The 9,302-nt window shown below is 69.6% G+C and carries 8 protein-coding genes, 1 tRNA gene and 1 pseudogene; 3 read left to right on the forward strand and 7 right to left on the reverse strand.

Going from position 1 to position 9,302, the window contains the following annotated elements; all coding sequences use genetic code 11:
- Positions 1-143: 143 nt before the first annotated feature.
- From ABZ281_RS23910 to ABZ281_RS23930, 5 genes are all read right to left on the reverse strand, one after another.
- Positions 144-740 (reverse strand): 50S ribosomal protein L25/general stress protein Ctc, encoded by a 597-nt coding sequence (locus ABZ281_RS23910; protein ID WP_356658489.1) that lies wholly within the window; start codon positions 738-740, stop codon positions 144-146.
- A 183-nt stretch (positions 741-923) separates the two neighbouring features.
- Complete coding sequence (locus tag ABZ281_RS23915; protein ID WP_356658491.1) at positions 924-1,904, reverse strand: ribose-phosphate diphosphokinase; 981 nt, start codon at positions 1,902-1,904, stop codon at positions 924-926.
- A 135-nt stretch (positions 1,905-2,039) separates the two neighbouring features.
- Positions 2,040-3,488 carry a bifunctional UDP-N-acetylglucosamine diphosphorylase/glucosamine-1-phosphate N-acetyltransferase GlmU gene (gene glmU / locus ABZ281_RS23920; RefSeq protein WP_356658493.1) on the reverse strand — a complete coding sequence of 483 codons (1,449 nt, stop codon included), beginning with the start codon at positions 3,486-3,488 and terminating at the stop codon, positions 2,040-2,042.
- A 124-nt stretch (positions 3,489-3,612) separates the two neighbouring features.
- Positions 3,613-3,684, reverse strand: a tRNA-Gln gene (locus ABZ281_RS23925).
- A gap of 23 nt (positions 3,685-3,707) precedes the next feature.
- Positions 3,708-4,574, reverse strand: a complete 867-nt coding sequence (locus ABZ281_RS23930) for a hypothetical protein (RefSeq protein WP_356658495.1) — start codon at positions 4,572-4,574, stop codon at positions 3,708-3,710.
- A gap of 168 nt (positions 4,575-4,742) precedes the next feature.
- Between ABZ281_RS23930 and ABZ281_RS23935 the strand changes: the two genes are divergently transcribed.
- Positions 4,743-6,047 carry a histidine kinase gene (locus tag ABZ281_RS23935; protein ID WP_356658497.1) on the forward strand — a complete coding sequence of 435 codons (1,305 nt, stop codon included), beginning with the start codon at positions 4,743-4,745 and terminating at the stop codon, positions 6,045-6,047.
- A 28-nt stretch (positions 6,048-6,075) separates the two neighbouring features.
- On the opposite strand, the gene ABZ281_RS23940 is transcribed toward ABZ281_RS23935, so the two are convergent.
- Entirely contained in the window at positions 6,076-6,570 is a 495-nt protein-coding gene (locus tag ABZ281_RS23940) for an SUKH-3 domain-containing protein (protein WP_356658499.1), read from the reverse strand.
- 79 nt (positions 6,571-6,649) lie between these two features.
- Positions 6,650-7,249 carry a YwqJ-related putative deaminase gene (locus ABZ281_RS23945; protein WP_356658501.1) on the reverse strand — a complete coding sequence of 200 codons (600 nt, stop codon included), beginning with the start codon at positions 7,247-7,249 and terminating at the stop codon, positions 6,650-6,652.
- 343 nt (positions 7,250-7,592) lie between these two features.
- On the opposite strand from ABZ281_RS23945, the gene ABZ281_RS23950 reads away from it, so the two are divergent.
- Both ABZ281_RS23950 and ABZ281_RS23955 read left to right on the forward strand, forming a co-directional pair.
- A complete protein-coding gene (locus ABZ281_RS23950; protein WP_356658503.1) occupies positions 7,593-8,597 on the forward strand; it encodes an SMI1/KNR4 family protein in 1,005 nt (334 codons plus the stop codon).
- Between the two features lie 8 nt (positions 8,598-8,605).
- Positions 8,606-9,302: pseudogene (locus ABZ281_RS23955) on the forward strand (hypothetical protein); the annotation flags it as partial.

Genomic DNA, 9,302 nt, shown 5'->3' on the forward strand with positions numbered 1-9,302 from the left:
CACCCCTTTCCACCTCTTCCCCACCCCCCCTCTTTCCCTTTGTTGGGCGGGCCCCCTGGGGTCTCACCTCACTTTTCACTAACCCCCGCGCCGCCCGCCCCCCCCCCGGCAAACCGGGCCCCACGAAACGACGACGAAGAGGATCAGGCCTGGGCGGCCTCTTCGCCCCCGGTCTCTTCACCCTCAGCGGCCTCCTCGGCCTGCGCGGCCAGGACCTGAAGGACGACGGTGTCGCCCTCGACGCCCAGCGTCGTGCCCTTCGGCAGCGTGATGTCCTTCGCGAGGATGGAGTCACCCGCCGCCAGACCCTCGATGGAGACGGTCACGGACTCCGGGATGTGGGTGGCCTCAGCCTCGACCGGCAGCGCGTTCAGCACGTGCTCCAGCAGGTAGCCGCCCGGGGCCAGCTCACCCTCGGTGTGGACGTAGATCTCGACGTTGACCTGCTCGCCGCGCTTGACCAGCTGCAGGTCCACGTGCTCCAGGAAGCCCTTCACCGGGTCACGCTGCACGGACTTCGGGATCGCCAGCTCGTTCGTCTTGCCGTCGATGTCCAGAGCGATCAGCACGTTCGGCGTACGCAGCGCCATCAGCAGGTCGTGACCCGGCAGGGTCAGGTGCACCGGGTCCGAACCGTGCCCGTACAGGACACCCGGAACCTTGCTCTCACGACGGATACGGCGCGCGGCACCCTTGCCGAACTCGGTGCGCGTCGCGGCGGAGATCTTCACCTCGGACATAATCACTCCTCGAAATCAGAACGGACGTGGTCACCCGGCCACGAACGGCCTGCTACGAAGAGCGCGTCGATAACGGACAACCGCGTCCCGAAACGGGAACGGCCTCCCTCGCCGAGCAACTTCAGCAGTCTACTCGGCAAGGAAGGCCGCACCCAAAACGATCTACAGAAGCTCCCGCAGGGCCTACTGCTCGTCGAACAGGCTCGTCACCGAACCGTCCTCGAACACCTCACGCACCGCCCTGGCGATCGTCGGCGCGATCGACAGCACCGAGATCTTGTCCATGTCACCGCTCAGCTCACCCGGCGTCGGCAGCGTGTTCGTGAACACGAACTCACTCACCCGCGAGTTCTTCAGACGGTCGCTCGCGGGGCCCGACAGCACGCCGTGCGTCGCCGTCACGATCACATCCTCCGCACCGTGCGCGAACAGCGCGTCCGCAGCGGCACAGATCGTCCCACCGGTGTCGATCATGTCGTCCACCAGGACACACACGCGACCCTTCACCTCACCCACGACCTCGTGGACGGTGACCTGGTTCGCGACGTCCTTGTCACGCCGCTTGTGCACGATCGCCAGCGGCGCACCCAGCCGGTCGCACCAGCGGTCCGCGACCCGCACCCGGCCCGCGTCCGGCGACACGACCGTCAGCTTCTCCCGGTCCACCTTCCGCCCCACGTAGTCCGCCAGTAGCGGCAGCGCGAACAGGTGGTCCACCGGACCGTCGAAGAAGCCCTGGATCTGATCCGTGTGCAGATCCACGGTCAGGATCCGGTCCGCCCCCGCGGTCTTCATCATGTCCGCGATCAGACGCGCCGAAATCGGTTCACGTCCACGGTGCTTCTTGTCCTGCCGCGCGTAACCGTAGAACGGCACGATGACCGTGATGGAGCGGGCCGACGCACGCTTCAGCGCGTCGATCATGATCAACTGCTCCATGATCCACTTGTTGATCGGAGCCGTGTGGCTCTGGATCAGGAAGCAGTCCGCGCCACGCGCCGACTCCTGATAACGCACATAGATCTCACCGTTCGCGAAGTCGAAGGCCTTCGTCGGGACAACCCCGACACCCAACTGCTGGGCGACCTCCTCGGCAAGCTCGGGGTGGGCGCGGCCGGAGAAGAACATCAACTTCTTCTCGCCGGTCGTCTTGATCCCGGTCACAGCACTGTCTCCTCAGAGGTGTCGCAGCTAGGTGTCGAGAAACCTCGCAGCCGGCTTGCCGGAGGCCGTCTCAGCTGGTGGGGGTGCGGGTGTGCACTTATCACCGTACGCCGTGTTTCAGGCATCGCTTTCCGGTCAGCCCTCGCCGGCCGACTCCCGGGAAGCCGCCTCCGCCGCCTTCGCGGCCGCGCTCCCCGGACGCTTCCGAGCCACCCAACCCTCGATATTCCGCTGCTGACCACGGGCCACAGCCAGCGAACCGGCCGGCACATCCTTCGTGATCACGGACCCGGCGGCGGTGTACGCCCCGTCCCCCACCGTGACAGGCGCCACAAACATGTTGTCCGAGCCCGTCCGGCAGTGCGAACCGATGGTCGTGTGGTGCTTCTCCTGGCCGTCGTAGTTCACGAACACGCTCGCGGCACCGATGTTCGTCTGCTCACCGATCGTCGCGTCACCCACGTACGACAGGTGAGGCACCTTCGTCCCCTCACCGATCGACGCGTTCTTCGTCTCCACGTACGTCCCGATCTTGCCCTTCGCACCCAGCCTCGTCCCCGGACGCAGATACGCGTACGGACCCACGGTCGCGTCCGCGCCGACCTCGGCGCCCGCGGCCACGGTGTTGTCGACCCGCGCACCCGCACCCACCCGGGTGTCGGTCAGCCGCGAGTTGGGCCCGACCTCCGCACCCTCGGCCACGTGCGTCGCGCCGTGCAGCTGCGTGCCCGGGTGGACGACCGCGTCCTGCTCGAAGGTGACCGTGACGTCGATCCAGGTCGTGGCCGGATCGATCACGGTCACGCCGGACAGCATCGCCTCGGTGAGGAGCCGGTCGTTCAGGATCCGGCGCGCCTCCGACAACTGCACACGGTTGTTGATCCCCGCGATCTCGCGATGGTCGCCGGCCACCGACGCCCCGACCCGGTGCCCCGCCTCACGCAGGATCCCGAGCACATCGGTCAGGTACTCCTCACCCTGACTGTTGTCCGTCCGCACCTTCTTCAACGCGTCGGCCAGCAACTGCCCGTCGAAGGCGAACACACCCGAGTTGATCTCCCGGATCGACCGCTGGGCATCGGTGGCGTCCTTGTGCTCGACGATGGCGGTCACCGCTCCGGTGGCGTCGTCACGGACGATCCGCCCGTACCCCGTCGCATCCGGTACCTCGGCGGTCAGCACGGTCACCGCGTTGCCGTCCGCGGAGTGCGTGGCCGCCAGGGCCCGCAGGGTCGTGCCCGTCAGCAGGGGCGTATCGCCGCACACGACGACGACGGTCCCGTCGACGGCCCCGCCCAGCTCCTCCAGCCCCATCCGCACGGCGTGCCCCGTGCCGTTCTGCTCCGCCTGTACGGCGGTGCGGACCTCGGGGGCGATGCCGCCGAGGTGGGCGGTGACCTTCTCACGGGCGTGGCCGACCACGACGACCAGGTGCTCGGGGTTCAGCTCGCCCGCGGCGGCGAGCACATGGCCCACGAGACTGCGACCGCAGAGCTCGTGCAGGACCTTGGGTGTGGCCGACTTCATACGGGTGCCCTCACCCGCTGCGAGAACGACGACGGCTGCCGGGCGGTTGGCGCTCACGGGATGCCCTTCGGCTGTGGATGGGGTGGGGTGACATCCGCAGGATACCGGGGGGTTTTGTGGGGGACACGAGAGCGGGCCCTGACGTGGCTGTCGCCGACCAGGGCCCGAATGTGAGCATGTGCTCCCCCGCCAGGACTCGAACCCGGACAGATGGCACCAAAAGCCACAGTGCTGCCAATTACACCACGGGGGAATAAACCCGGCCAAACCGGACAATTAGTCAGGTCGCCGAGCGGCGCCCCCTACTATGCCGTACCAGGCGCCTTCCATGCGACGGTACAGGTCGGCACTCCTCGTGACGTAGATGGCCAGGCAGCCTCGGTACGAGTCACCGATGTTCTTGCGGACGGTTCTCGGGTTGTGCTTCTTGAGTGTGGTGCGTTGAAGGGCTGAGGCGTCCACGTCGACAAGCTTGGCCCAGTAGGACTCGGCTTCCGTTACGTCCGCCGACTCGTGGATGTACACGCGGAACCGGAGGCGATCGCGGTGGACGCCCTGTGAATCGAGCCAGCGCAGAAAGAAGCCGATGACGTTCGGGTCGCTGTTGATGAACTGGAGGTTCTCGCGGCGCTGTCGGCTGTGCGCCTTGTCCTTGGCGCCCTCGGCCCAGTAGAGGACGACTCCGGCCAGGAACAGCTCGCGGTTGGAGAGCTCGCCGATCGCCTGCTCGGCCGCTTCCTTGGTCTGTTGCCGTTCCTCGTCGCGCACCGCCAACTCGTGCTCCCACCTCCGTCGCGCTGCCAGCTTCGCTTGCTCCGTCGGGTCGCGACGCTCCGGCTTCGGCAGATCCCGCACCCACAGCGAGATCGAACTCTTCGAGCACCCCAGCTCCACCTGGATCTGGTCGTACGTCCAGCCCTGGAGTCGTAGTTCCCTGGCCCGCTCGCGGAGGTCGTCCTTCGCGTTCGGGCGCTTGGTCCAGGCCGGTGGCGGTTCGCCTTCCAGTAGACGGTTGAGGATGTCGTTGTTGTCGACGTGCAGTCGGTCGCGGATCTGGCGTCGGCTCAGCCCTGCGCGGCGGAGCGCCACCGCTCTCTCCCGCAGCTCCTCGAAGTCGGCGTACTTGCCGGGTGCACGTGTCATACGCATACCGTCCGGGCGGAATGATCGGTTCCGGGATCGAACGGTGAGCGATTCAGCAGTTCGAGGGATATCGGGTGGTATCGCAGCCGAACGGTCACGGAGTGTGGTGTAGGCCAGTCCGGGAAATGCGCCGGAAAACCGGCGGGGGCCGCCCGTAGGCTGAGAGGCATGACCGCGACGGGGGAAGACCGTGTGACGGCCCGGGGAGGGCCGTGGTGGTGGGCCAGACGGCGTAGCGCCGTGTTCGATGTGAGTCTGGCCGTGGTGTCCGCGCTGGAGTGCGCGCTGGAGGGGATCCCGTTCGCGCGGGACGCGGGGATCCCGGTGGCGGCGGGGGCCGTCTTCGGGTTGGTGGCCGGTTCCGTGCTGCTGGTGAGGCGGCGGTGGCCGATCGCCGTCGTGCTGGTCTCGATCGCCATCACGCCGGCCGAGATGGGCTTCCTGATGGGCATCGTCGGCCTGTACACCCTGGCCGCGGCGGAGCTGCCCCGGCGGATCGTCGCCTCGCTGGCGGGGATGTCGCTGGTGGGGACGCTGATCGTGACGTTCGTGAAGACGCGGCAGGACATGTCGCGGGGGGACCTGGACATAGGGGACTGGTTCGTGCCCTTCGCGGCGATCACGATGTCGCTGGGCTTCACGGCGCCTCCGGTGCTGCTCGGTCTGTACGTGGGGGCGCGGCGGCGGCTGATGGAAAGCCTGCGGGAGCGGGCGGACAGTCTGGAGCGGGAGCTTCAGTTGCTCGCGGAGCGGGCGGAGGAGCGGGCCGAGTGGGCCCGCAGCGAGGAGCGGACGCGGATCGCGCGGGAGATGCACGATGTCGTGGCGCACCGGGTGAGTCTGATGGTGGTGCATGCCGCGGCGCTCCAGGCGGTGGCCCGGAAGGATCCGGAGAAGGCCGTCAGGAATGCGGCTCTGGTGGGGGACATGGGGCGGCAGGCGCTGACGGAGCTGCGGGAGATGCTCGGGGTGCTGCGCAGCGGTGGCGGTGAGCGGCGGGAGCCGGCGGCTTCGGTGCCGTTGGCGGCGGTGGGGGTGGCTGCGGCCGCGGCTGCGGCGGCTTCGCGGGCGGCGGATGACGAGGGGCCGTGTCTGTCGGAGCTGGAGGAGTTGGTGGGGCAGTCGGCTGCCGCGGGGATGGTGGTGGCGTTGTCGGTGGAGGGGGATGTCCGGTCGTATGCGCCGCTGGTGGAGCAGACGGCGTATCGGGTGGTGCAGGAGGCGTTGACGAACGTCCACAAGCACGCGGCCGGGGCGAAGACGTATGTGCGGTTGGCGCATCGGGTGTCGGAGATCGCGATGCAGGTGGAGAACGAGCCGCCTGAGGAGGCGGCGTCGTCGGCGCGGTTGCCGTCCGGTGGGAACGGGCTGGTGGGGATGAAGGAGCGGGTTTCGGCGCTGGGTGGGGTGTTTGTGTCGGGGCCGACGGATGCGGGGGGTTTCCGGGTGTCGGCGGTGATTCCGGCGTCGTAGTCCGGTCCGGTCGGTGGCCGGCCGGTGGTCAGGCCGTGGTGAGGCGTGGGGGCTGGGTGCCGGCGATGAGGGTGGCGAGGGCCCGGTCGATGTCGGGGCCGAGGTACCAGTCGCCGGTGTGGTCGAGGGTGTAGACGCGGCCGTCGGTGTCGATGGCGAGGAGGGCCTGGCTGTCGGTTTCGGCGCCGAGGGGGCAGACGTCGGTGCCGAGGGCGCGGCCGAGGTCGCCGAGGGTGCGGGCCATGTGGAGGCCGTGCAGCGGGTCGAGGTGGAGGTGGGCGGGGGCGACCTGGCGGCCGGGGCCGGTGGGGGTGATGTGGAGTCCGCCGAATTCGGCCCAGGCCTCGACGGCGGCGGGGAAGACGGTGTGGCGGTGGCCGGCGGGGGAGGCGTGGTCGCGCAGGGCGTCGGCCCAGATCTCGGCTTGTTTGATGTCCCAGCGTCCGGGTTGCCAGCCGGCGGCGCGCAGGGCGGCGTCGACGGGTACGGCGAAGCGGGTGGTGGAGGTGCGGTCGGTGTGCATCTGCCCTTCGTCTCGTCGAGGTCATGGGGGTGCTGGCGTGCGTGGGTGCGCGCCGGGGTGCGGCCGTGTGGGGGGGGCGTCAGCCGTTCTGGGACGCCGGGTCGACTATGCGGACGCCGAAGTGGGCGCTGAGCGCGGTGCAGGCGCGGCATGGGGTGGCGAAGCCGCCGTGGAGGGGGTCGCCGTCCTCGCGGATGCGTCGGGTGGTGAGTTTGGCCTGCTTGAGAGCTTTGCGTGCCTCGCCGTTGGTCATGGGTTTGCGTGCGGCGCGTTTGCTGCGTGCGGTGTCGGCGGCGGCGATGTGGCGGGAGATGAGGATGGTTTCGGCGCAGCGGCCGGTGTAGCGGTCGCGCTGGGCGCTGGTGAGGGTGTCGAGGAAGTCCTGGACGAGGGGGTGCAGGGCGGGGGGTGTGTCGGCCCGGGCGGCGGTGCCGGTGAGGGTGGCGCCGCGGACGGAGAGGGCGGCGGCGACGGTGGGGAGGATGCCGTCGCGGCGGTGGCGGAGGGTTGGGGCGTGGGCTGCCTCGGTGGCGCTCCAGCCGATGCGGGGGTCGCCGCTGCGGGGATCGGTGGCTCGTGGGTCGCCGGCGGGGCCGGTGCGGTGGGTGCCGCCTCGGGGGTCGCCGCTTGGTGGGTCGGCGGACCTGCCGGCGTGTGGTCCCGTCTGCGTGGCATTCATGATCGTCTTCCCCTCGTGCATCCCCCGGGGGTCACAGACTGCCAAATGCCGCGGCTGGTGCGGAAGCTGGGGCGCGGCGACACGCCCATAGCGGGGTGTGCCGTCACGGTGGGGTGACGCCTGGTCACGGAAGCGGAGGGGGTGCCGGCCGGTGCCGGTGACCGGTGTCGTCGTACCGCATAGGCTGTCGGCACCGCGGGCGATGCGGTGATCCGTTCGGAGCTCGATGCAGTGAACCGGAGGGTGATCCGCAGTCGGCGCGTGCAGTGACAGTCGATACGGGTCGTAGTGCGCCAAGGGTGGTCAATACGGGTCGTACAGAGTGCCGCAGGGGGCAACCGCCATGACGACAGGTCGGCTCGGGCAGCAAGCCGCGCCGCCGAACGCGGCCTACGCCGGGCAGGTCGTGCACTTCCCGGATCCGGTCCGGGCGGCACGTCACCCGAGAGGGGTACGGGTCGACGAGCACGGTTACCCCGACTTCTCGGCTTACGCGCGCGCGGCCGCGGAGATCGCGGAGCCGCCGGAGGGCTTCGGTGTCGATGAGTTGCGGCTGACGGACTACGTGTCGGCGAACACGGCGCTGTCGGCGTCCGGGCACGAGTTGTGGGACACCGTGCCGGCGGTGGCGACGCCGCACGGCTGGACGTGGCACCACGTGGTGGGCACGCGGCGGCTGGAGTTGGTTCCGGTCGAGGTGAAGGCGCTGCTGCGGCATCACGGGGGTGTGGCGACGTCGGGTGTCGACCATTCCAAGCGCGGCACGCGGCCGTTGCAGGAGACGCGGCCGGCGCATTTCGGGCTGCCGAAGTCGGGTGTCGCGGTGACGGAGTCGCAGGTGCAGGGCGTCGAGGAGGACCTCGGCTACCGGTTGCCGGGTGCGTACCGGTCGTTCCTGAAGGCGGCGGGTGGCTGCGCGCCGGTGGGTGCCGCGCTGGACGCGGAGCTGGGGCTGCTGTTGGACCAGCCGTTCTTCACGGTGCGCGACGAGGCCGCGGTCAATGACCTGGTGTACGTCAACAAGTGTCTGCGTGACCATTTGACCAAGGACTATCTGGGGATCTCGTTCGTCCAGGGCGGGCTGCTGGCCGTGAAGGTGAAGGGCGAGCGGATCGGTTCGGTGTGGTTCTGCGCGTACGACGACGTGCGGGATGTGGATCCCTCGGTGCCGCCGCCGGAGCGGGTGGAGCGGTTGCTGCTGCCGTGCGGGGACGACTTGGATGTCTTCCTGTCGCGGCTGGCGGGCAATCCGCCGGAGTTGGAGACGGTGGCGAACCTGATGGTGGACGGCGGGTTCGCGCGTGTGGTGCCGGTGGGTGCGGTGTCGTCCTCGGCCGTGGGGGAGTGAGGTCGGCGATGGTGACTTTCGCGCAGGCGCAGGAGCGTGCGGAAGAGTGGATCAACGGGGATCTGCCGTCGTACCAGCATCGTGAGGTGCGGGTGCGGGAGTTCGATCTCGGGTTCGTGGTGTGGGCCGAGGACCGGGCGGACGGGCCGCGGTCGGACGGTGGTGCGCAGCGGCTGGTGATCGCGCGGGACAGCGGTGAGGCGACGCTGTGGCCCGGGTTGCCGGTGGGTGAGGTGATCCGCCGGTACGAGGAGGAGTACGGCCGTCCGGACGCGGCGGACGAGCCTGCGCCGGCGGCGCCCGCCGCGCGGGTGGATCTGAATCAGACGTCGTTCCTGCTGACTCCGCCGGAGTGGTTGCAGGATGCGGCGGACAAGCTGGGGATTCCGGATCGTCGGGGTGCGGGGGCGGGAGCCGGGGGTCAGGTGGCTTCTGCCGCCGAGGAGCCGGATTCCGGCTCTGGTTCCGCTCCTGGTTCCGGCTCTGGTGCCGGGCTTGGTTCCGGTTCGGTGAGTCCCGCGCAGGGTGCGCCCGCCGCGCCGGGCAGTGGTGCCTCGTGGCCGGCGGCCGGAGGCGGTGACTCCGATGCCGCCGCAGGTGCTTCCGGGGCTCCGGCGGCGCCTGGTGTGCCCGCGGGGGCGACGCCCTGGGCCGGCACGGACACCAACGCGGATGCCGGTGACGACCGTTCCGTGCCGCTGCCTG

The organism is Streptomyces sp. NPDC006265 (assembly GCF_040613555.1).
Taxonomy (GTDB): Bacteria; Actinomycetota; Actinomycetes; order Streptomycetales; family Streptomycetaceae; genus Streptomyces.

Coding starts and splice junctions, on each gene's coding strand:
- ABZ281_RS23910 (WP_356658489.1), bottom strand. CDS start 740: ATGTCCGAGGTGAAGATCTCCGCCGCGACGCGCACCGAGTTCGGCAAG.
- ABZ281_RS23930 (WP_356658495.1), bottom strand. CDS start 4,574: ATGACACGTGCACCCGGCAAGTACGCCGACTTCGAGGAGCTGCGGGAG.
- ABZ281_RS23935 (WP_356658497.1), top strand. CDS start 4,743: ATGACCGCGACGGGGGAAGACCGTGTGACGGCCCGGGGAGGGCCGTGG.
- ABZ281_RS23940 (WP_356658499.1), bottom strand. CDS start 6,570: ATGCACACCGACCGCACCTCCACCACCCGCTTCGCCGTACCCGTCGAC.
- ABZ281_RS23945 (WP_356658501.1), bottom strand. CDS start 7,249: ATGAATGCCACGCAGACGGGACCACACGCCGGCAGGTCCGCCGACCCA.
- ABZ281_RS23950 (WP_356658503.1), top strand. CDS start 7,593: ATGACGACAGGTCGGCTCGGGCAGCAAGCCGCGCCGCCGAACGCGGCC.